The sequence below is a fragment of the Sphingobium estronivorans genome, assembly GCF_008692605.1.
Taxonomy (GTDB): Bacteria; Pseudomonadota; Alphaproteobacteria; order Sphingomonadales; family Sphingomonadaceae; genus Sphingobium; species Sphingobium estronivorans.
On the sequence record NZ_LFCT01000018.1, the window covers coordinates 69229 to 91732 of the forward strand.

19 protein-coding genes are annotated in these 22504 nt (G+C 61.2%); 11 read left to right on the forward strand and 8 right to left on the reverse strand.

What is annotated here, in order from left to right:
- The first annotated feature begins 91 nt into the window (after nucleotides 1–91).
- The 4 genes from F7P65_RS13515 (at nucleotide 92) to F7P65_RS13530 (ending at nucleotide 5149) form a co-directional block, all read left to right on the forward strand.
- A complete protein-coding gene (locus F7P65_RS13515; RefSeq protein ID WP_150292548.1) occupies nucleotides 92–1351 on the forward strand; it encodes an acyl-CoA dehydrogenase family protein in 1260 nt (419 codons plus the stop codon).
- Between the two features lie 210 nt (nucleotides 1352–1561).
- Complete coding sequence (locus tag F7P65_RS13520; RefSeq protein WP_150292550.1) at nucleotides 1562–3055, forward strand: class I adenylate-forming enzyme family protein; 1494 nt, start codon at nucleotides 1562–1564, stop codon at nucleotides 3053–3055.
- An 83-nt stretch (nucleotides 3056–3138) separates the two neighbouring features.
- Nucleotides 3139–4428, forward strand: a complete 1290-nt coding sequence (locus F7P65_RS13525) for an FAS1-like dehydratase domain-containing protein (RefSeq protein ID WP_205452062.1) — start codon at nucleotides 3139–3141, stop codon at nucleotides 4426–4428.
- Nucleotides 4429–4504: 76 nt separating this feature from the next.
- Nucleotides 4505–5149: a flavin reductase family protein gene (locus F7P65_RS13530; RefSeq protein ID WP_338053905.1), complete on the forward strand. Its 645-nt coding sequence runs from the start codon at nucleotides 4505–4507 to the stop codon at nucleotides 5147–5149.
- 273 nt (nucleotides 5150–5422) lie between these two features.
- Here F7P65_RS13530 and F7P65_RS13535 read toward each other — a convergent pair whose 3' ends face one another.
- The 5 genes from F7P65_RS13535 to F7P65_RS13555 form a co-directional block, all read right to left on the reverse strand.
- On the reverse strand, nucleotides 5423–6460 hold the full coding sequence (locus F7P65_RS13535; protein WP_150292556.1) for an alcohol dehydrogenase catalytic domain-containing protein: 1038 nt from the start codon (nucleotides 6458–6460) through the stop codon (nucleotides 5423–5425).
- A 137-nt stretch (nucleotides 6461–6597) separates the two neighbouring features.
- Nucleotides 6598–7710: a 3,4-dihydroxy-2-butanone-4-phosphate synthase gene (gene ribB, locus F7P65_RS13540; protein ID WP_150292558.1), complete on the reverse strand. Its 1113-nt coding sequence runs from the start codon at nucleotides 7708–7710 to the stop codon at nucleotides 6598–6600.
- A 93-nt stretch (nucleotides 7711–7803) separates the two neighbouring features.
- Nucleotides 7804–8883 (reverse strand): acyl-CoA dehydrogenase family protein, encoded by a 1080-nt coding sequence (locus tag F7P65_RS13545; RefSeq protein WP_150292560.1) that lies wholly within the window; start codon nucleotides 8881–8883, stop codon nucleotides 7804–7806.
- Entirely contained in the window at nucleotides 8880–10094 is a 1215-nt protein-coding gene (locus tag F7P65_RS13550; RefSeq protein ID WP_150292562.1) for an acyl-CoA dehydrogenase family protein, read from the reverse strand. The genes F7P65_RS13545 and F7P65_RS13550 overlap by 4 nt, the downstream gene beginning before the upstream one ends.
- A 46-nt stretch (nucleotides 10095–10140) precedes the next feature.
- The gene (locus F7P65_RS13555) at nucleotides 10141–11247 is read right to left on the reverse strand and encodes an acyl-CoA dehydrogenase family protein (protein WP_150292564.1); all 1107 of its coding nucleotides are present in this window, start codon (nucleotides 11245–11247) and stop codon (nucleotides 10141–10143) included.
- 292 nt (nucleotides 11248–11539) lie between these two features.
- On the opposite strand from F7P65_RS13555, the gene F7P65_RS13560 reads away from it, so the two are divergent.
- The 4 genes from F7P65_RS13560 to F7P65_RS13575 all read left to right on the forward strand — a co-directional run bounded on the left by F7P65_RS13560 (nucleotide 11540) and on the right by F7P65_RS13575 (nucleotide 16155).
- Nucleotides 11540–12313 (forward strand): enoyl-CoA hydratase/isomerase family protein, encoded by a 774-nt coding sequence (locus F7P65_RS13560; RefSeq protein ID WP_150292566.1) that lies wholly within the window; start codon nucleotides 11540–11542, stop codon nucleotides 12311–12313.
- A 129-nt stretch (nucleotides 12314–12442) separates the two neighbouring features.
- Nucleotides 12443–13618, forward strand: a complete 1176-nt coding sequence (locus F7P65_RS13565) for an LLM class flavin-dependent oxidoreductase (RefSeq protein WP_150292568.1) — start codon at nucleotides 12443–12445, stop codon at nucleotides 13616–13618.
- Nucleotides 13619–13789: 171 nt separating this feature from the next.
- Nucleotides 13790–15163 (forward strand): MFS transporter, encoded by a 1374-nt coding sequence (locus tag F7P65_RS13570; RefSeq protein WP_150292570.1) that lies wholly within the window; start codon nucleotides 13790–13792, stop codon nucleotides 15161–15163.
- Nucleotides 15164–15273: 110 nt separating this feature from the next.
- Nucleotides 15274–16155: an SDR family NAD(P)-dependent oxidoreductase gene (locus F7P65_RS13575; RefSeq protein WP_162854617.1), complete on the forward strand. Its 882-nt coding sequence runs from the start codon at nucleotides 15274–15276 to the stop codon at nucleotides 16153–16155.
- 177 nt (nucleotides 16156–16332) lie between these two features.
- Here the strand turns inward: F7P65_RS13575 and F7P65_RS13580 are convergent, their stop codons facing one another.
- Entirely contained in the window at nucleotides 16333–16842 is a 510-nt protein-coding gene (locus tag F7P65_RS13580; protein WP_150292574.1) for a hypothetical protein, read from the reverse strand.
- A 224-nt stretch (nucleotides 16843–17066) separates the two neighbouring features.
- Between F7P65_RS13580 and bktB the strand changes: the two genes are divergently transcribed.
- Both bktB and F7P65_RS13590 read left to right on the forward strand, forming a co-directional pair.
- The gene (bktB, locus tag F7P65_RS13585; RefSeq protein WP_150292576.1) at nucleotides 17067–18251 is read left to right on the forward strand and encodes a beta-ketothiolase BktB; all 1185 of its coding nucleotides are present in this window, start codon (nucleotides 17067–17069) and stop codon (nucleotides 18249–18251) included.
- A 66-nt stretch (nucleotides 18252–18317) separates the two neighbouring features.
- The gene (locus tag F7P65_RS13590; RefSeq protein ID WP_150292578.1) at nucleotides 18318–19634 is read left to right on the forward strand and encodes an acyl-CoA dehydrogenase family protein; all 1317 of its coding nucleotides are present in this window, start codon (nucleotides 18318–18320) and stop codon (nucleotides 19632–19634) included.
- Between the two features lie 79 nt (nucleotides 19635–19713).
- Here the strand turns inward: F7P65_RS13590 and F7P65_RS13595 are convergent, their stop codons facing one another.
- Both F7P65_RS13595 and F7P65_RS13600 read right to left on the reverse strand, forming a co-directional pair.
- The gene (locus tag F7P65_RS13595) at nucleotides 19714–20709 is read right to left on the reverse strand and encodes an alpha/beta hydrolase (RefSeq protein WP_240334293.1); all 996 of its coding nucleotides are present in this window, start codon (nucleotides 20707–20709) and stop codon (nucleotides 19714–19716) included.
- A 111-nt stretch (nucleotides 20710–20820) separates the two neighbouring features.
- Nucleotides 20821–21522: a GntR family transcriptional regulator gene (locus F7P65_RS13600; RefSeq protein WP_162854618.1), complete on the reverse strand. Its 702-nt coding sequence runs from the start codon at nucleotides 21520–21522 to the stop codon at nucleotides 20821–20823.
- 224 nt (nucleotides 21523–21746) lie between these two features.
- Between F7P65_RS13600 and F7P65_RS13605 the strand changes: the two genes are divergently transcribed.
- The gene (locus F7P65_RS13605) at nucleotides 21747–22499 is read left to right on the forward strand and encodes an SDR family NAD(P)-dependent oxidoreductase (protein ID WP_150292584.1); all 753 of its coding nucleotides are present in this window, start codon (nucleotides 21747–21749) and stop codon (nucleotides 22497–22499) included.
- The last annotated feature ends 5 nt before the right edge of the window (nucleotides 22500–22504 follow it).

Genomic DNA, 22504 nt, shown 5'->3' on the forward strand with positions numbered 1-22504 from the left:
ACATTCCGTCATGACTTCCTACCCTTGGCCAACGGGGTCGAGGAACGCTGAAATCCGGCCATATAGCCAGTTTCAGGGAATATGAGAGCCGATGAGCACCGATTCATATCGTTCGCGAGAAAATCCGGCAGGGGGGAATGACATGGATTCGGCCTGCTCCGATGGTCTGCGGGACAGCTCGATCACGGACTTGCGTCACGACCTTCAGGCATTCCGGGCGGGCGTGCGGGCGTGGGTCAGGAAGTTGGCCCCTCCCGAACAGGCGCATCGCTGGCAGCAGGCAAAGGGGGCCGCTCAGGTCGAGGTCCAGAGATGGTGGATGCGCGAGCGCAACAAGGTCGGACTTGCGACGCCCCACTGGCCTGAGGAATATGGGGGCGCGGGCCTCAACCTCGAGCATCAGATCATCATCGCAGATGAATTTGCCAGAGCCGATGCGCCGGAAACATCGGCCTTCACGGTGGCGATGAACCATATACCGGCGACGCTCATCCCCTATGGCACCGAGCATCAGAAGCGGAAATATCTTCCCACCGTCGCGCAGGGCACGGTCTGGTGTCAGGGCTTCTCGGAGCCGGGCGCGGGATCGGATCTGGCGGCGCTGCAAACGCGCGCGGTAAGGGACGGCGATCACTATGTCATCAACGGCCAGAAGATCTGGTCGTCGCATTCCATGTATGCGAGCTGGGCCATCCTGTTGGCGCGCACTGATCCGGATGCGCGCAAGCAAGCGGGGATCAGTTACTTCATCCTCGACATGAAGGCGCCGGGGGTGGAGGTGCGCCCCATCCGCAAATCGACCGGCGCGTCCAATTTCGCGGAGCTGTTCCTGACGGATGTGCGTATCCCGATCGAGGATCGTGTCGGCGACGAAAATGAGGGCTGGGCGGTGGCGCAGGCGACGCTTTCGGCGGAGCGCGGCGTGCTCGCATTCGACCGGCTGGAGCGCGAACGGGCCACCTTGCAGAGATATTATGAGCGTGAACTTACCAGCGATGCGGCCTGGTTGAAAGACGATCAGCTTCGGCGGGAGTTCATGCGCCTTTTCGCCGAGCAGCATGCGGTGCGCCGGCAGATCCGGGCGCTGCTGCGCGAAACGAGGGAGCCGGGCGTCTGGTCGATGACCCCCTCGCTCGTGAAGCTGCTGAGTTCATCCTTGCGCACGCGTCTTGCGGAGCTGCAACTGCGTATCGCGGGCATGGAAGGGCAGAAGATCGGTCCGCAGAACACGGTGCTGCCCGTTCCCATGTATGACTATCTGGACTCCTACGGCTCCACCATTTCGGCGGGTGCGAACGAGATTCAGCGGAACCTGATCGCTGAGCGTGGGCTGGCCATGCCGCGCGGATAAATCTCTGGGAAATATGCCGATCCTTGCCGTCAATGCGTCATTGACCTGCCCGGATGCTATACTCTCCTTGGATTTGGCCTCCGCGCTCGCGAAGGATGAATGTGAAGTTTTGAAGGGTTGCGTCCGGCTAGGAATCGGCATGGCAATCTTCATCCAGAAGCGCCGGGACGGCAATTCAGGACAGCTCCGTCAGGTCTCATTGAGGTAACGATGCAACTCGCCAAGCGTCTACAAACTATCTTCGCCATAAACCCTCAATCCTGGGCGCTGGAGTTCGAGGGGCATCGATGGTCCTGGGAGGAGCTGAGCGGCGTTGCCCTGACGATTGCCGCAGCCTTGCGGGCGGCGGGCTTGAAGGAGTATCACGTCGTGGGATGGGCGGCGCAGAACGTACCTTCCTCCGTGGCGTCCCTGACGGGGCTTGTGCTTTCCGGACATTGCGCCTGTGTCCTGAACCCCCATATGGCCCCGCAGGTTCTGGCGGACGAGATACGGACGCAGCGCTTCCCGCTGATCATCGGCGATCCGCAATTCTGGGCGATCCCCGGCGTGGTCGAAGCCGCCCGGGCATCGGGCACCGCGGGGATCGTCGCGAGCTGGTCAGACCTCACGACATCGATTGAACCTTATCCGGGACTGGAGTTCGTCGGTCCGGAGACTCACCGCGATCCCATGCCGGGCTTTGTGATCGAGCGGGTGAGCAGCGGCACCACGGGGCCGCCGAAGCGGACGCCCCAGCGCGAGGAGGCGGTTCTTGCCTCCCTGTCGCTCGGCCAGCGGAAGGAAGCAGGAGTTGACGAAGGACCGCCGCGGCTGAGCCAGTCCCCGGCGCTCGTCATTCGCCCGCTCGCACATTCCGGCTCGTTCGCGGTGCTGCTTGCCCTTTATTCCGGCCGACCGATCTCGCTGCACGAGAAGTTCGACATCGAACGGACGATCGACGCGATCGGGCGGTATCGCCCCAAGGTACTCTCGTTGGTGCCGGCGATGATCAGGATGATCTGGGATGCGCAGGTCCCCCCGGAACGTCTCACCAGCCTCATTGCTATAAGAACCGGCACCGCACCGCTGGATTCCGACCTCCAGCAGGCTTTTGAGGACAAATATGGGGTTCCCATTCTCTGCGACTATGGCGCCACGGAATTCGGCGGCGTGGCCGGCTGGTCGCTGGCCGACCACAAACGCTATTCCAGGGAAAAGCGCGGCAGCGCGGGCCGACCGATAGTCGGCGCGCAGATTCGCGTGATGGACCCTGTGACGGGCAAGGAGATACTCGACGGTGGCGTCGGCTTGCTGGAGGTGCAGGTCGACAAGAAGACAACCGGCTGGGTCGGCACCAACGACCTCGCCCGCATCGATGGGGATGGCTTCCTCTTCATCCATGGCAGGGCGGACGATGCCATTGTCCGGGGCGGGTTCAAAGTCCTGCCGGAAGAGGTTGCGAACGTGCTTCGCCGCTTTCCCGGCGTCGAGGATGCTGCCGTCGTCGGCGTTCCCGATGCCCGTCTGGGTCATGTGCCGGTGGCGGTGATCGAGCTTCGGGACGGCGAGAGCGCCCCGGATGAGGGCGCCGTGAAGGCATTCGCGAGGGAACATCTCACCCCCTATCAGGTCCCGGTGGCCTTCAAGTTCGTGGACAAGCTTCCCAGGACCGTTTCGATGAAGATCATCCGGTCCGAATTGCTTGCGCTGGCGATGAATTAGCCGACCCCGTCGGGGCTGGCGACAATAATAGAAGAGAGCGGCAATCCCCTGACGCCGCTCAACGACCAGGCATGGAGGAAATCTTGTCAGACATAGCAGAGCATGCGGCGCCCAAGGCCATCGACGCCCGGATCAAGGATGAGGATATCGACCGGCAGCGGCGCCAGATGGGCGTGCCTCAATCGACGCATGGCCTGCCCTATAACCGGATCGTCTCCGAAGATGGGATCAGGCACTTCGCCTTCGGCTTCATCGGCGATGACAATCCGCTGTGGCATGAGCCGGATTACGCCCGCACGACCCGTTGGCGCGGCCAGATCGCGCCGCCCCTGTTCGCCACCACGACGGGCCTGAATGAAACGCCGCCTCCCGCGACGCCCGAGATGAAGGCGCTGTTCAAAGGGCTCTACAGAGGGGTCGGCCGTTACAATGTCGGAACCCGGTGGCTGCTGTTCAAGCCGATGCGTCCGGGCGACCAGCTTTATCACGACCTGAGTGTCGATGACGTTCAGGTCAAGGAGACATCGTCCTTCTCGGGCGCGCGTACCGTGCTTGAAACCTATCGGCACCTCTATGTGAACATGGATGGCGAACCTGTGGCCGTGCGCTACGAAAGCTTCGTCAATGCCGAACGGGGCGGATCGAAAAAGGTCGGCCGTCACGCCGACACCAAACGGCACGTCTATACGAAGGAAGAGATCGAGGCGATCGACCGCCTGTACGCGGCGGAGGAAAGGCGCGGGGCTGAGCCGAGGTGGTGGGACGACGTCTTGGTCGGCGACCAGATCGTGCCGGTGGCCAAGGGACCGCTGGGCATGGTGGAGGTCATCGGGGCGCATATGGGCTGGGGCCTGGGCGCGACCTATGGTGGCGGCCCCTTGCGCTATGGCTGGAAGATCCGCCAGAAAATCCCGGCCTTCTACAGCGAGGACCGATATGGCGTTCCCGGGTCCATGATGCGCGTGCACTGGGACCCGGAGCGCGCGCAGGATCTCGGATTGCCGGCGCCCTATGACTACGGCCAGATGCGCTCCAACTGGCTTACCCACGCTCTCACCAACTGGATGGGCGATGAGGCCTGGATCATGTCGATGCAGACCGACGTTCGGATGTTCAATTTCCATGGCGACACGACGGTCATCACGGGAAGCGTGGTGGACAAGCGGATCGAGGGTATCCACCATGCCGTGGAATTGGACCTTAAAGGGACGAACCAGCGCGAGGAAATCTCCTGCACCGGCAGGGCTGTGGTCATCCTGCCATCTAAAGCCGGGGGGTCTGTGATCCTTCCCACGCCGGACCTGGCGTTGGCGGAGCGGGGCGCGAAGATGATGGCCGACGCCGCGGCCCGCATCAGGGAGCGTTCGAAATAATATTGGTATGCGCCAAGATGGCGTTTCTTGCCGCTGGGACCGCGTGGAAGAAGGGTTGACCACAGTGCGATTTGACATGGCCGAGCTCGACCTCGGCGCGCGCTACAAGATCGTCAATTCGACGATCACGCCGCGACCCATCGCCTGGATTACCACGGTGGGGGAAGGCGGGCTGGTCAACGCTGCGCCCTACAGCTTCTTCAACGCCTGCGGGATTGAGCCGCCGTTGGTGATGCTCGGTCTGCTCAAGGACATGAAGACCGGCTCGTACAAGGACACGGCAACCAATATTGCCGCGAGCGGAGAGTTTGTGGTCAATCTTGTCGGGGAAGCCGACATGGAGGCGATGAATCTTTCGAGCGTCGATGCGCCGCGCGACATTGGCGAGATCGACTATGCCGGGATCGAAACCGTGCCATCGGAGACGGTCGCGCCGCCGAGAATCGTCACGGCGCCGGTCAGCTTTGAGTGCCGGAAGGTCGAAATGCTCGACATCGGCAGATTGCAGACCGTGGTGATCGGGGAGATACTGGTCGCGCACGTCAAGGACGAGTTCATCGCCGATCCCGCGAAGCTTTATTTCGATACGCCGGCGATGAAGCTTGTCGGGCGCACGCATGGCGGTGGCTGGTATGCGCGCACCAGCGACCAGTTCAGCATCGACCGCCCGCGCTTCGACCCCGATCGCGCCGAAAGGACCCGAGGGAAGAGCCGGATATAAGCGAAGAGGTCGTAATCGTAGCCACCGGGCTCAACGCCGAAGGCCGGCCTTCCAGCGATTCCCGGCCGCTATCGAGGTAGCAGTCATATCAATGGTGAATGTCCGGCGCGGCATGCCCAACTTCTCCAAACCGCATCCGGCCGGACAGGCGCTTCATTGAAAGCCGCAGCCTGTCACGAGTTCGACGCCGTAGGATGATGAAACTGCGAGGTTCGTCGCAACAACTGCGTATGTGGGAAGTCCTGTAAGTCGCGAGGTGGTTGGGGTCTGTGCCTATGGTTTCATCATCACCTTCAGCACGTCACCGCTCCGTTCGAGGCAACGTTCATAAGTATCGAGACCGTCGCGCAGTGCTGCGGTCGTCGTGATGAGTCTTTCAGGACGGATGCGTCCCGATTGCATCATTGGCACCAGCTCTCCCCAATAGCGACTGACTTCGGTCATCATACTGGCACGGATCGTGATGCCCCGGACGCAGGCCATTATCGGGATGCGGAAATCCAGATTGCTGTCGACCCCAAGCACGTTGAGGTTGCGCCCGGTCCCCACCAGCGACAAGGCAAGATCCACGGTACTCGTGCCGCCCACGGCCTCGATCACGCTGTCTATCATGCGGCCCGATGTCATTTCGGCGATGATGTCGACGAGATTATCGGGCGGTAGCGCCACCGCACCCAATTTGCGTGCGCGTTCCCGACGGTCCTCGATCGGATCGATAGCATAGACGACGGACGCGCCCATCACGAGCGCGAGTTCGACGGCCATGAGGCCGATTGGGCCGAGGCCGATCACCGCCACGCTGCGGCCGGGGCCCACCTGTGCGCCAACACAGGCGGCATAGGCCGTCGGCACATTGTCGGTTAGAAGAACTGCCTGCTCGTCGGTCAATCCTTCAGGAATCCGAGTGGTATTGAACTCGCCGACCGGCACGCGGATGGCTTCGGCCTGGCATCCTTCGAGCGGGCCGCCGATACCATAGACTTCCGCCGGCGCCCTTTCGCAACGCTTTATCTCCCCAGAAAGGCAGGGCCGACAGGCGCCACACCCTGTCGCAGCGGAGAGCATGACCCGGTCGCCAACCCGCAGGGAGGACACTGCGCGTCCGGTTTCCACCACCTCGCCAACTGCCTCGTGCCCGATGCAATAGACGGGCCGTGCAGAAGGCGTTTTGCCTCGGAAAAGATGCAGGTCACTGCCGCAAATTCCGCAGAGGTTCATCTTGACGATGATGTCCTCGTCCTGCTCGATCTTGGCGTCCGATACATCTTCATAACGAAGATCGCCTTTGCCGTGCATCACCAAGGCCTTCATCTTTCCTCTCCTTCTTTGCCCAATTTTTCCGGCGTTCGTCCATTTTATCCTTCTTCAGCCGCTAGGCGCTTGAGAGCCTCACGAACGAACCACGGCTAACATCCACTGCGCTGGTGGGGGCTGTTTCGGAACTCGTCTCAGAGCGGGCGCTCCGCGACAATGTTCAGGCCATAGCCATCAAGCGCTACCAGCGTGTGGTGGGAGTTGGTCAGCAGGATCATGTCGTGGATGCCGAGTTCGGCCAGAATTTGCGCGCCGATGCCATAATCCCGTAACTGGTGGACTTCGGAGAATTTTTCGGTCGCGATGGCATTGGCTTCCTGCGATAACTTCAACTGCTGGTTCAGCAGGATGATGACGCCAACTCCTTCCGCCGCGATCGTCTCCATCGCCTTTCTGAGCAGGCCCTTGCGTTCGCCCGTCAAGGCGAGAGCATCGGCGAAAAGCCCCAGGGAATGCATACGGACCATTGTCGGCCTGGCAGGATCGACCTTGCCCTTGATGATGGCCACGGTTTCGGTATCGATCGACTTGTTACGAAAGGTCACCGCCGTCCAGTCGCCGCCCCAGTCACTTTCGAACTTCGTCTCGGAGACTCGCTCGAAATTGTGATCATGCCGCCGGCGGTAGGCGATGAGATCCCGGATCGTACCGATCTTGAGGCCGTGAAGCTCCGCGAAGCTGACCAGATCGTCGAGTCGTGCCATCGACCCGTCGGCTTTCATGATCTCGCAGATCACGCCTGACGGATTGAGACCGGCTAGGCGCGCGACATCCACCGCTGCTTCGGTATGCCCGGCGCGCACCAGCACACCGCCGGGCCTGGCGATGAGCGGGAACACATGACCCGGCGTCACGATATGCTCGGATCCCATGGACCCGTTGATCGCGACCGCGATCGTTCGGGCGCGGTCGCCTGCCGAGATGCCCGTGGACACACCGTCCCGCGCCTCGATCGAAACAGTGAAGGCCGTTTCGTGCCGGGTACCGTTTGCCGAGCTCATCAACCGGAGGCCCAGCTGATCGACGCGTGTCTTGGTCATGGCCAGACAAATCAGGCCCTTGCCGTGGGTCGCCATGAAGTTGATGGCCATTGGCGTCGCCATCTGCGCGGGGATGATGAGATCGCCCTCATTCTCACGATCCTCATCGTCGACGAGGATGAACATGCGGCCGTTCTTTGCCTCGTCGATGATCTCCTCGATCGGGGACAGGAATGCGTGCCTGGGGGTGCGAAGAGGGACGATCATCGGTCTATGGCTCCAGAAGATTGAAAGGGATCGCGCTCCGCGTCGCCATGTCGCACGGCGTCGCAGCGCTCTCGTCGAGGCGAAGGGCTGCTATCACCATCCGGCGAGATCGGCGGCTTTGGCGAACAGACGCTCGGGCCTGCCTCCCCACGCGAAGTCGAACATCGCCCGTTTCAGCCAGATTTGGGAATCATATTCCCACGTAAAGCCGATGCCCCCAAGAAGCTCGGTGCCCAGACGGGCGGTTTGTAAAAACAGTTCGGCGGAATGCGCCTTCGCCAGACAGGCGGCATGGCTGGAGCGCTCGACATAATTTTCGAAGGCATAGGCCGCGAACCAATAGAGCCCTCTTGTCGGGATCACTTCGACGGCGAGGTTGGCGAGTTGATGTTTATAGGCCTGAAACTGGGCCAGCTTGGCCCCGAACGCCTCGCGCACCAACGAATAGTCCCTAGTCATGTCGAGAATGCGGGAGGCTCCGCCAAAAGCATCCGCGGCGAGCAGCACCAGTGCGGCATCGTGCATTCGCGCGGCGCCGGCCGAACCATTCTCCAGCAGTTCCGTCTCCGCGTCGGAGAATTCGACGGCGGCGAGGGGACGGGTCATGTCGATGCCGTCCATCGCTTCCGCCGTCACCGTCGGCGTCAGAGCCTCCACCACAGCCAGTTGGCCGCCCGCGAGTCCGACGACGAATATGTCGGCGATCTGACCGGCGGGGACATTGATCTTGCGGCCGCTGATGCGCGATCCATTCGGCGCGAGTCTCCAATCTTCCGGAGCCCAGCCGTCATTTTGATCGGAAAGGGCGACCGAGGCGATCTTCTCGCCGCTTGCGAGCATGGGAAGCCATTTTTCCCGCTGTTGCTCGCTGCCGCCTTCGGCAATCGCGATCGTCGCCAGCACATGCCCCAGGAACGGCGTAGCCGCTCCGGCATAGCCAAGCGCCTCGGCTACCAGCGCAAGCTCGATCATCGTCAGTCCGATGCCGCCAAATCGGTCGGACACGACGATGCCCGGCACCCCGAATTCGACCAGATCGCGCCATGACCCTTCATCCCACGATAGCTGACCGTCGACCACGGCCCTGAGCCGCTCGTGATAGCCGGCAGCCGAAACGATGCGCCTTACGGCGTCCTGCAGCTGATGCTGCTCTTCCGAGAGTTTGAAGTTCATTGGTCCATCCCAGAAGCTTCGCGTCCGCCGACGCCGGCATTGTCCCGGGGCAGGCCCAGAACGCGCTCACCCACGACATTGCGCTGAATATTTGACGAGCCGCCTGCGATGGCGATCTTCAGGCTGTGAAACGAATTGTAGATCCACTTGGCGTTGCCTTTCAGGCCGTCCCTTCCTTCGCCGGGGCTCATGAGAAGATAATCGTCCGCCAGCAGGTCGCGTGTCAGCCGCTCGACCAGATGGATCGTGTCCGTCAGATACAGTTTCTGGGTGAGCAGATAATCGCCTGAGGGCTCTCCGGCCGCTTCCATGGAAAGATCGCGGTAGGTCGAATAGCGCATGGCATAGAGCCGGGCCTGAACACGCGCGATCTCCCGGCGCAGATGCGGCTCTTCGATAGCGGGCGTTCCGTCGCGTATCGTCTCGCGGGCGAGCTTCACGATGCGGCGCAGAATGGTGTCCAGCCAGTTCACGCTGCGGAAGCCGGACCGCTCATGCCGCAGGGTCGTGCGCGATACAGCCCATCCATTGCCGCGTCCTCCCACAACCCAGTCGGCTGGCGTCTCTGCGTTGTTAAAGAAGACTTCGCAGAATTCCGATTCCCCTGTGATCTGCTTGATCCGGCGGATCTCGATGCCGGGCTGTTGGAGGTCGATCAGAAGATAGGAGATTCCCAGATGCCGTGGAGCGGACTCCGTCCGCACCAGCGCATTCATATATTGGCATTTGTACGCGTTGGAGCTCCAGACCTTCTGGCCATTGATGATCCACTTGTCACCGACCAGTTCAGCGCGCGTGCGCAGTGCCGCCAGATCGCTGCCCGCATTGGGTTCGCTATATCCCTGGGACCAGAGAAATTCCCGGCTCATCGTGCGCGGGATGAAGAAGTCCTTCTGCTCCTCCGTGCCCCATTGCAACAGGACCGGGATGACCCGGTTGATGCCGATGACTTCGGGCTCCCTGGGCGCGCCCGCCCTACGGAACTCTTCCTTGATGATCTCGCTTTGCAGGAAATCGAGTTGCTGCTCGCCGCCGCCATATTTCACGGGGATATGACGGAAGATGTACCCCGCTTTCGCGGCGCGGCGATGGAATTCGGCGGTCCGTTCCCGGAGGTCGCCAAGAGAGTCCGGGAGGGGCCAGTTCGCCGCCAGAAAGGCGCGAAGCTCCTCCCGATAATCATCGTATTCCTTCGAGTACGACAAATTCATCTGGTCCTGTGTCCCTTCACCTGTGCCTCGGGATCGGCGTTGCCGATCAAATCCCGAGCTCCGTCGTACTGTGTCCCTGTCGCGTGATGGCGGCGAGGGCATTCGCCGCGAAGTCGCGAAGGGCGCGGTTGTCTGCGGCCAACGCCTCGTTCAGTCTCGCCCGCTTCGCATAGATGTGCGGATCGAACTCCCAGGTATGGCCGACGCCGCCATGCAACTGGATGCAGTCGCCGGATACGAAGGCGAAAGCTTCCGTCGCGCCCGCCTTGGCCAGCGCGGCCCACATGTCGGCATCGGGGGAATCGGCGGCGGCGCTTTCGACACCTTGCGCAAGCAGGTGCCGTTGCATCGCAATGCTCGCGATCATATCGACCGTGCGATGCTTGATCGCCTGGAAGGAGGCTATCGGCCGACCGAACTGCACCCGGGTCTTGAGATAATCGATGGTCTGCGCCGATATGTTCGATGCCGCGCCCAGGCTATCGGCCGCCAGCGCCAGCGCCACATGGCGCTGAAGCCGCCGCCCGATATTTCCGTCCGGGTCGGGCAGGAGCGCGATCATGGACGCACTGACGCAATTCAGGGTGCAAATCTCGCGCGTGGGGTCCCAGATTTCCTGAGGACTGAGGGTCACACGGGCTGTCGCGGGCTTCAGCAGACCCCAGGCTTCGACCGTTTGCCCCGATCCGACAGGTGCGATGATCAATCCCGCGTCCGCCGGGCCGAGCACATCCAGTTGCCCCGACAGGGTGGAACCGGTGTGGCTCAACATGGGGCCGGAGCCAACGGCGACCGGGATGGCCACCTTGAGCTGCCCGCTCGCGATCAGGGGCAGATATTCGGCCTGAAGCTCTTCCGGCCCAATCTCGGAAAGCCATTGGGCCGCACTCAATGTCGCGACGAAGGGGCCGGGCGCGGCGCGGCGCCCCAATGCCGTGTGCAGCGCCTCCAGCCCATAAGGCCCTACATTCATGCCGCCAAATCTTTCCGGCAACGCCGCGGCCATCCAGCCGAGTTCCGACGCCCGCTTCCAGACCTGATCGTCGAGATCGGATTTGCCGTCCATATAGGCATGCAGGGCGAGGCTGTCGCATTCATCCGTCAGCACACGGGCCATGCTGTCGCTCAGGGCCTCGATCTCTTCCTGGTACATCTACTCGTCATTGCCCCCTGAAGTCGGCAGCCTGATATTCGCAATGGTCATCGGCCGCATTTCATGGAACTGGCCGAAGCCAATTGCTCACCGGATTTTCGGGGTTTTGCCGCCCCTGTCGCCAGGGGGAGTAACGCATGACGCTATGCCAGCTCCACGACATGGCCGATCTTTAGGGGGTTTACGAGGGCCAGCGCTGCCGGGCCATCGATAACCGGTTTGACACCCGCCGCGCACTGTTTCATTTATTACCTATGAAATACGTGGCTCATATATGATATAGGCAGGAAGAATGTATAAGGATAATTCGCTCAAGGTTGAGCTTCGGAAATCCGCGCTTTGGATCAATCTGGTCGATACGCCGCAACTCAATGCGGACCTTATCCATATATTCCGTCAGGCCAGTAACGATCCGGATGTCCGGGTCGTGGTGCTGACGGGGGCGGTCGAGCGGATATTCTGTGTCGGTGGCGGCGGATCGGCGGCGCCCAGGGATCAGCGGGAGCGAAACGCCTATTGGGTCAAGGGCATGCAGCAGGCCCGCGAGCTTATCCTCACCATATTGGACTGCGACAAGCCGGTGATCGGCAGGATCAACGGACATGCGGTCGGCAAAGGTTGTTCCATCGCGCTGTGTTGCGACATCACCATCATGGCGGAGGGTGCGAAAATCGGGGACACGCATGTCAAGGTGGGGCTGGCCGCCGGCGATGGGGGTTCGCTGCTGTGGCCCAATCTGGTCGGCTTGATGCGGTCGAAACGCTTCCTGCTGACGGGCGACGTGTTGACCGGTCGGGAGGCTGCCGAGATCGGCCTCATCACCGAAGCGGTCCCGGAAGCCGATCTCGATGCGCGCACGGATCACTGGGTGGAGCGGATGATGGGCGCGGCCTCTTCCGCCGTCGCGATGACCAAGCGGGCGCTCAACGCCTCCCTGCGGCAACAGGCCTCCACGCATATGGACATGTCGCTCGGCCTGGAGACCCTCACCTTCCTGACGGATGACCATGAGGAAGGTGTCGCGGCCTTGAAGGAAAAAAGAAAACCGAAGTTCGATCGTTCCTGAGCCCGTGCGGATCAAGAGCAACAGGAGCAAACAATCAAATTGACAGTTCTCGATGTGTCTGACAGGATATTATATACAGAACGCTTATCTTATATATGATACGTTCAGGATCATCTAAGGAAAATCATTATGCGCATGAACTTCGGCGTCTTTCTTTCGCCCTATCACGGGCCTGGACAAAATCCGACCTTGGCAATCCAGCGCGACTTGCAGATGATGGAGGCGTTGGACGCGCTCGGTTTCGAGGAAGCATGGATCGGTGAACACCATTCCGGCGGGTTCGAACTCATCAGTTCGCCCGAAGTTTTCATCGCCGCCGCTTCCCAGCGCACGCAGCGGCTGAGGTTCGGCACCGGGGTCGCGTCCGTGCCTTATCATCATCCGCTCATCCTCGCCGACCGGATGGTCCTGCTCGATCATATTACCCGGGGCCGTGTCATGTTCGGCATGGGGCCGGGGTCGCTTGTGACCGACGCGCGGATGTTGGGCATGGATTACAACATCCAGCGGCGGCGGCTTGAGGAGGGCGTGGAAGCAATCGCGCATCTGCTCAACAATGACGAACCCCTCACGATGGAAACCGATTGGTTCAAGCTTTGCGACGCGCGGTTGCAGCTTTCTCCCTTCAACCCTTCCGGCATCGAACTTGCCGTGGCAGCGGTGCGCTCACCGACCGGGCCGCGTCTCGCGGGCCGTTATGGCGCCGGTCTCCTCGGCGTCGCCGCAACCGACGACCGGGGCGGTTTCGAGTATCTGGCCAATACCTGGCAAGAGGTGGAATCTGCGGCCGCCGAATATGGACAATCCGCGGATCGCCGTAGCTGGCGTCTCATCGCCCCGATGCATATCGCTCCCACGCTGGAGCAGGCGATCGAGGACGTCAGATATGGATATGCCAATCAGCGCCGCTTCGAATCGACCGGTCCCTTCCGGATCGAAGGCGCGCCCGACATTGAGGATATCCTCGCCAATACCGATCACGAGACGTTGATCCATGAATCGAACGCTCGCGGCTATTCGGTCATCGGCACGCCGGAAATGGCCCGCAAGCAGATACAGCGCCTGTGGGACAAGTCGGGCGGCTTCGGGTGCCTTCTGGTCCGTATGACGGATATCGCCGATCCCGCGGCGACATTGCGGTCGCTGGAATTGTTCGCCCGCCAGGTCATGCCTGAGTTTCAGGGCTCGATGCGGCGCCCTCTTGCCTCCTGGCTGAATATGTACGGCGATCGCGACGCGGTCGGCAGCCAATTCCGTCAGGCTCAGGACATGGCCATCGCCAAATATGCCGAAAAGGTGGGATAAGGGCAAAATGCGGATCACATATCGGAAACGCGAAACAATTCCGAATGCTTGAGTATCGGAGGATTGTTTCCAATAAAGCACCTCTGATGCCGTAATTCGGGGTGCTGGTTTCCACCCGTGGGATCAGCGAACAATCGAAGTGAAAACAAGACCGCGGGGAGTGATCATCTGATGAATTATGCCGGGCAGGACGATATCGGTATAACTCGAGCCGGGAGCGTTTATCCCCACGGCGGCATGGTGTGGTACACTATGGGCGTCCTCTCGGCCGGCTGGGTCATGGCCTATCTCGATCGCTACATCATCAGCGTCCTGATCGAGCCCATGCGCCAATCGCTGTCGCTGAGCGACACGCAGTTGAGCCTGGTGCAGGGGATGGCCTTCGCCCTGTTCTTCGTCGTCGCGGGAATACCTATCGGTCGTCTGGTGGATCGAACCAACCGGCGTAACGTCCTTCTTTTCGGGATTTCATGCTGGAGTCTGGCAACCATTGCCTGCGGCCTGTCCGAAAACTTCTGGCAGCTTTTCGCGTCTCGACTGGCTGTCGGTATCGGAGAGGCCTGTCTCGCGCCCGCTTCCTTCTCGATCGTTTCCGATATGATTCCGCCAAAGCGTCGTGGAGCCGTAATGGGGATAATGGTCGGCGGAACGGCCCTTGGCAATGCCGGGTCGGTTTTCATCGGCGGGCTGTTGCTGCAAGTCTTCGGTCTACATGGCGTCTTGAACTTGCCGATATTAGGCGCGGTATCGAGCTGGCAACTTGTATTCATTGTTGTGGGTGCGCCCGGACTATTGGTCGCCCTGCTCCTGCTGGCGGTGCGGGAGCCTGTGCGGCTGGAAAAGGCCAAGGCGGTCATCGACAACAAGAAGTTCTTCAAATTCGTCCGGCAACAGCCTTCGGGGTTCGGGCTGACCCTCGCGGCCCTTACGGCCAACATGTTTGCGCTAAATGGGTTCGTCGCGTGGCTGCCTGTTATCCTCATGCGCATCCATCACATGCCGCCTGCGCAGATGGGGACGATCATAGGCGCCGTGCTGCTGACGGTCGGCGTGATCACGCCGCCCATCGGGGGGGCGGTGGGAGATTGGTTAAGCCGTCGATATCCGGCGATCGGCCGCCTTGGTCCTTTGCTGATCGCTTATCCTTTGCTGGCGCTGCTCCAGTTCAGCTGGTGGTTCCTGGATGGTCCCTTTTATGCGATTCTGGTCTTCACCGTGAGCGCCCCGCTGCTGGGCAACATCATCGCGGGCGCCACCTATCCGGCCTTGACGCTGATGGTCCCGAACGAGATGCGAGGACAGGTCACGACCCTTTTCCTGCTCATTGGTACCATGGTGGGGATCGGCTTCGCGCCAACGGCGGTGGCGCTTGTGACGGACAATGTCTTTCATGATCCAACGATGCTCAGACAGTCTGTGATTCTGGTGGCGCTGCCCGCCTTCATAGCGGGGTTCATTCTGACCCTGCTCGCGCTGAAGCCATATCGCAGAACCTGTGAATTGACAGCCCGGGCTGTCGGGATCGCGCCAGGCGCGGAAATGTGAGGCCGATGCAGAATGCAGGTCGGGCAGCGCACCTTCTGCGGGCGCAGGCTAGGAAATCGAAAATGGACGAGGCTGCGCCGTGAGGCGTAGCCGGATCGGGGAGAGATGTGGTGATTGACCTGAACGGAAAATGCGTCGTGATTACCGGGGCTGCGGCGGGAATCGGCCGCGCCTGCGCCGTAGCGATCGCTTCGCGCGGCGCGAAAATAATAGTCAATGATATCAACAGCGATGAACTGGACAAGCTCGTCTCGGAAATTGGCGCGAGCGGCGGAATAGCCATCGCCCACGAAGCGAATATCGGCAACTGGGACGCTGCGGGCGGTTTGATCGAGCGCTGCGTGAAGGAATTCGGTTCGATAAGCGGATTGATCAATAATGCCGGGATTTTCCGCATGGAAATGGTTGAGGAACTCAATCCTCGCGATCTCGCCACCTTGTGGGAAGTAAACGTGCTGGGAACCATCGGGTGCAGTCATCACGCCCTGCGCTTCATGCGCGTGGCTGGCGGCGGTTCGATCATCAACACTGTATCGGGCGCTCAATCCGGCATGGTCGGCATGGCGGCCTATGGGGCGACCAAGGGGGCAGTGGCATCCTTTACCTATGCGATGGCGGCTGAAGCGAAGGGAAGTTCGGTAAGGGTGAATGCGGTTTCGCCTCGCGCGGGCACCCAGATGCGGAACATATCCAGTTCCTTCCGGTCTTCGCACGGCATGCCCGCAGGCGAAAACCGTCCGGAATCGCCGTTCCTGAATACGCCGGTCTATGAGTATCTGCTTTCCGACGCGTCGAGGGAAGTGAATGGGCAGGTGGTTAGGATCAGCGGCCTCGAACTGTCGCTCTGCACCCATCCCCAGGTCATGGCGCCCGTTCTGAACCAGCCGGTCTGGACAGCCGAACTGGTGGACGAGGCATTTCGCTCCGCCCTTCTTGCCGTACAGGCTCCGCTCGGAATAGGAGCGCCCGTGGAGGTTTTTCCGAAGCTTTAGTCTCAGACCGGCATGGTGCGCGGCCTGTCTACCGCTACCCGTGACAGGCGTCGCCATGCCGGGCAAGTCGTCGCGTGCGGGACGGTCGGCAATCCGAAATAGAACATGCTCCGACTCAATCCGGTCGGAGCATGTTCCAGTCGTGGCGGGGCGACATCGACGCCCGGGGGCAGGTCGTCAGGCGACCGCCGATACCTTCCTGAAGTGCTTCTGGATCATCGGATGACCCTCAGGATCATACACATGCGAGACCATTCTCAATCCATCTTCGCTCAGGCGGCGAAGCATGGTGTAGTTCATGATGCCGTTCATATCGAGGCTCAGACGATAATGCGATCGATTGTCCACATATATCTGCTTGACCATCCCGACGGCCAGCCCGGGTTTGAAACCGTTGATCTCGATCCAGGTATTCTGACCTTCAGGCGTCGAGAGATCGCCCTCTACCCGATCGAGGACGTAAGGCACCCAATCCGCCTGATCATAGGCGCACTGATAGCCCATATAGGCGAAAATGCCCGGCTGACTCTCATTCTTGTGCGTGTAGGCCATCACATTGCCGAAATGCTGCATCGAGATTGTCTGGCTCAGCCATGGTTCCGGCACCCATTGGTCGGTCTCGTAGGACCAGATCTTGGATCTTTCGGTGTCCATTTCCCAAATGCCCTCAAAGCCCTTGGCGTCCAAAATCCTGCTCATAACCCTCCTTCACACCCTGTAACGGGATTTTATCATACATCTATGTCCTACATTATTAGGGATAAGTCAAGCCGGCATTCCGATTTATGGTTCAATATTGTAGGACAAAAATGCTTTAAATCTTGACCTTTCGGCCTGAGGTGATAGTTTCGGGCGGATCGCGGCAGAGACGCTTGTCGAGCGCGGGCGCGCGAGGTTGGGAGGCCCATTCCATGTTCAATGACGTTGTTATCGTGTCGGCGGTTCGCACGGCCATCGGAGACTTCGGCGGAAGTCTGAAGGATATATCCCCCTCCGAACTCGGCCGGCTGGTGATCCAGGAGGCCGTGCATCGCGCCGGCCTGCTGCCCGCCGATATACAGCATATCGTCATGGGACAGGTCATCCAGAGCGACCCGAAAGACATATTTCTGGCGCGCATCGCGGCGGTAAAGGCGGGCATCCCGACGAGCGCTCCGGCCTTGACGCTCAACAGGCTCTGTGGGTCGGGGGTGCAGGCGATCGTCTCCGCGGCCCAGATGATTCGTCTGGGCGAATGCCAGACAGCGGTGGCGGGGGGAGCGGAAAGCATGAGCCGCGCGCCCCATATCGTACCGGCCATGCGCTGGGGAAAGCGGATGGGCGAAGCGCCGATGCTCGACGCGATGCTGGAGGCGCTGCACGATCCATTCGGCCATGGTCATATGGGTGTTACCGCCGAAAATGTGGCGCAACGCCACGCCATCAGCCGGCGGACGCAGGATGAAGCGGCGGTGGAAAGCCATCGCCGCGCCGCGCGAGCCATGGCGGAGGGCCGGTTCGAGGAACAGATTCTGCCGGTCGAGATACGCACGCGCAAGGGGACAACCTTGTTCCGCACTGACGAACATGTGCGCGCCGAGGCCGATCTCGACAGCATGAGCCAATTGAAGCCCGCCTTTTTGAAGGAGAATGGCACCGTCACGGCCGGTAATGCCTCGGGCCTGAACGACGGTGCGGCCGCCCTGGTGCTGATGAGCGGCGAGGAGGCCGCGCGGAAATCCGTGCAGCCGATGGCGCGCATTCTGGGCTGGGGGCATGCCGGCGTCGATCCGGAGGTGATGGGGCTCGGCCCGGTGAAAGCGGTGCCGCTCGCGCTGAAGAGCGCCGGGCTGGCGCTTTCCGACATTGATGTGATCGAAAGCAATGAGGCTTTCGCGGCGCAGGCCTGCGCGGTCGCCAGCGAACTGGGCCTCGATCCCGAGCGGACCAATCCTAATGGAAGCGGCATCTCGCTGGGTCATCCGGTGGGCGCCACCGGAGCGATCATCACCGTAAAGGCGATCTACGAGTTGAAGCGTATCGGCGGGCGCTATGGGCTTGTGACGATGTGCATCGGCGGCGGTCAGGGGATTGCCATGGTGATCGAGCGGATTTGATCGTCATACAGGAAAGATTGCCGTCATCAGGGCGGCGCGACGGTTGTCGAATAAGGAACAGGATCGATGGATATTAATCCGAGCAGGAAAAGCGTGGAGTTGGGAGAACGCCTGAAGGATTTCATGGCGACGCATGTCTATCCCAATGAGCGCCAATATTATCTGGAGGCAGAACGGCTCGGCCCCTGGGCCGTCTATCCCATCGTGGAAAAGCTGAAACCGCTGGCCCGCGATGCCGGGCTGTGGAACCTGTTCTTGCCGGTGCATGAGTGCGAGGAAGGGTTGAGCAATGTCGACTATGCACCTCTGTGCGAAATCATGGGACGATCGCTTTTCGCGCCCGAAATCTTCAACTGTTCGGCGCCCGATACCGGGAATATGGAAACCATCCTGCGTTACGGCACGCAGGAGCAGAAGGACCGCTGGCTGAAGCCGCTGCTGTCGGGCGATATCCGTTCCTCTTTTGCCATGACCGAACCTGAAGTGGCCTCGTCCGACGCCACCAACATCGGCACCTCCATCATGCGCGATGGCGACGAATATGTCATAAACGGACGCAAATGGTACACCACCGGCGCCACCGATCCGCGCTGCAAGATTCTTATCGTCATGGGCAAGTCCGATCCTGAAGGGGAGGATGCCTATCGCCGTCAATCCATGATCCTGGTGCCGAAGGATACGCCGGGCGTTCGGGTCGTGCGTGCGCTGCCGGTGCTCGGCTCTTACGGCGTGCCGGACAAGGCGGCGGAGGTGTTCTTCGACAATGTCCGCGTGTCGGCGTCCAATATCCTGCTGGGAGAAGGGCGCGGCTTTGAGATCGCGCAGGGGCGGCTGGGGCCGGGCCGCATTCATCACTGCATGCGGCTCATCGGCCTGTGCGAGCGGGTGCTGGAGCGGATGTGCCGGCGGGCGGAGCAGCGCTTTCCGTTCGGCCGCGCGCTTTCCGAGCAGACGGTGACGCTGGAACGCATCGCCGAGGCGCGCATCAGGATCGAGCAGGCACGCCTGCTGACGATGAAGGCCGCCTGGATGATGGACACCGTCGGAAACAAGGCGGCGCGTCAGGAAATCGCCATGATCAAGGTCGTCGCGCCCATGATGGCGCAGCAGATCGTGGACTGGGCCATCCAGATATTCGGCGGTGGCGGCACGAATAACGATCATTATCTGGCGGCCGCACTTGCCACCGCGCGTCTGTTGCGCCTGGCCGACGGCCCGGACGAGGTGCACCGCAATCAGATTGCGAGGCTGGAAGTGGCGCGATACCGGGGCACCGATCCGGCACGCAGCGGCGGCAATGCTGACGTGCTGTCACGGGAAGAAGCGGAAATGATGGCGCGCGAGGGCGGTTGGCCGAAGCCCGCAGGCTGGGATCTGGGCTGACGCACGCCATTGGCGGTGCCATGACGGGAAGGCCGGCTCCCGTCATGGCGCTGTCCGTGAACCCGCGCAAATACGAATCTCAGGGCCGGGACGCTTCGCGCCAGATCCGCTGAGCCCAGCCGCCCAGATCGTCCAGCAATTCCGCATCTTCCGGTGCGCCCATGAAACCGCCATGAGGCATGGCTTCCATGACTATCAGTTCGCTCGGCACGCCCGCGCGGCGGAGTCTATTATGAAAGCGGACCGCGTTGGAAAGGAACAGGTCGCGGGTTCCGGTCGAGATTATCGTCGGAGGAAAGCCCTTCGAAAAATCGGCAAAGAGCGGCGAGAGCATCGGATCGCGCAGGTCGTGGCCGTTCGCATAGAGGATATTGATGGGCATCAGGCTGTCGCGCAGCACCACATCCACGCCGCGATTGGTCTGGAAGCTGTCGCCTGACTCGGTCAGGTCGATTTCCGGGGTCTGGAGGATCAGACCGGCGGGAAAGGGCGCGCCCATCTCGCGCAGGCGCAGCATCAGCGCCGCGGCCAGATTGCCGCCGGCTGAGGCCCCCTGGACAATGATGCGCTCGGCGGGATGCAGCTCAAGAAGCGCGAGAAAGGCCGCCACACAATCGTCGAGCGGCGTCGGATAGGGGAAATCCGGCGGCATGCGGTAATCGGGCGCGAAGACCTCCACGCCATATTCCGTCGCCGTCTTCAGCGCAAACCGCCGCGCGAGATCGCCTCCGCCCAGGATCAGTCCTCCGCCATGCAGATCGAACAGTATGTCGGGGGTCCCATTAGCGGAACTGCGCGGCACCGCCCGGTAGGACGGGACGCCGCCTAGGTCGATCTGCTCGGCCTGACAGGCGGCGTCATGCGCTGGCTTGGATATCATCGCGCTGACGCCCTCGTTACTGGCCTTTATCATCGCCTTCCACGAAGCGAGATCGTCGCTGGCCGGATAAGCAGCCGTTTCGCCGCGCGCAAAGGCTGCCAGCATTTCCCTGGCCTGACTGCTCACCGACATGGGCAACGGAATCTGGCGCTCGGCCACATGCAAGGGTTCGAAATCCATCTGGTCGCTATCCATTCTTCATTCCAAGCTGATCAGTTTCAAGGTTCAGCGGAGTGGGGTGACGGACCGATGGTCAGCAAATCGGAAAGCACCCGACCTTTCCTCCCGAAGGCAGCCAACGCCAAATCAGACGAGAGCGGCAAAAGCTTCATCGGGGGCTCTGGCGAAGCGTTCCCGTGAACGGCGCATGTGCCGCCGCATGGCGCTCTCGGCAGTCTTGGGTTCACCCGCAAGTACTGCTTTGGTAATCGCGGCATATTCGTCGAGTTGCGCCTGCCGGTCCTGCGCAGTGAGATAGGGCATGATCTGAAGGCGCAGCAACTGGATCTGTGTTGTCGGCAGAAGGCGCGCCAGTTGAATATTGCCCGCTATGGCCAGGAGCGTGTCGTAGAAGTGATGGCGCTGCCCGATGAACAGGGCATCTTCGCCATGCCGGTTGCCTTGACCGTCAAGGATTTCATAGGCGTCCCGCATGAGCTTGGCATTCTGGTCCCTGTTCGCGGCTTCGGCTGCCAGACGGGCCATCAGACATGTCAGCACTTCGAGCACTTCCAGCATTTCGTCGGCGTCCAGACGGCCATAGGCGCGGATATAGGCGCCACGATGCCGCGTCAGCGTGATCACTCCCTCCGCCGCCAATCGCTTGAGTGCCTCGCGCACGGGGCCGCGACTGACGCCTACGGCGTCGGTAAGGCCAGCTTCGATCAGCTTCTGACCGGGCACATATCGAGCCGACCATATGCCACGGATGATTGCATCGACGACGCGGTCGGAGGAACTGACCGTGTCGTCGTCGATTTCCGGGAGATCGGCTTTCTGAAGATACATTTGCCACCCTGAGGCTAGGATATTCGTCGGCAGTCGTGTTTCGGCCATTTTCATGTTACGAAATTGTACAACAGGTTTATTGTTAGCACAATCGACCTCACTTGCAAGCGTGGATCGCGTGGTTAAGCGGGGGCCGGAGATCAATCTTGATCCCCGATCAACTTCCCATTGATTGTTAGACAATAATGTCCTATTTAATAATGAAACAGGAAGGGGCGGATGCGATGAATCGGTGGCGGCTTGACGGGAAGGTGGCGCTGGTGACGGGCGCCTCGGGCGGGATCGGCGCTTATTTCGCGCAGGTGCTGGCGTCGGCCGGGGCCGAGGTCGTGATCGGCGCGCGCCGCGAGGAGGCGATGAAGTCCGTGGCTGACGATATCCGTGCCGCAGGAGGGCGGTGCGAGACGGTGGCGTTGGATGTCGCCGACACGGCCAGCATCGCCGCAATCCAGCCGGTTCTCGACCGGGTCGAAATTCTGGTCAACAATGCTGGCGTCGTCCGCAATGGCGCGGCGCTCGACCAGAGCGAAGCCGACTGGGACGCGGTGATCGACACTAACCTCAAGGGCATGTTCCTGATGTCCCAGGCCGTGGGGCGGGCTTTGCGTGCACGCGGCGCGGGCGGTTCGATCATCAACATCGCCTCGATCCTGGGTCTGCGGCAGGCGGGAGCGGTGCTGCCCTATGCCGTATCCAAGTCCGGCGCGATCCAGCTGACCAAGTCGCTCGCGCTGGAACTCGCGCGCTTCGGCATCCGCGTCAATGCGCTGGCCCCCGGCTATTTCGCGACCGAGCTTAACGGCGAGTTCTGGGAAAGCGACGCGGGCCGGGCGATGATGAAGCGCATTCCCCAGCGCCGCCTTGGCCAGCTTGAGGATCTCGACGGTCCGCTGCTGCTGCTCGCTTCCGACCTGTCCGCCTATATGACCGGATCGGTGATCGAGGTCGATGGCGGCCATCTCGTCAGCTCACTCTGAGGACA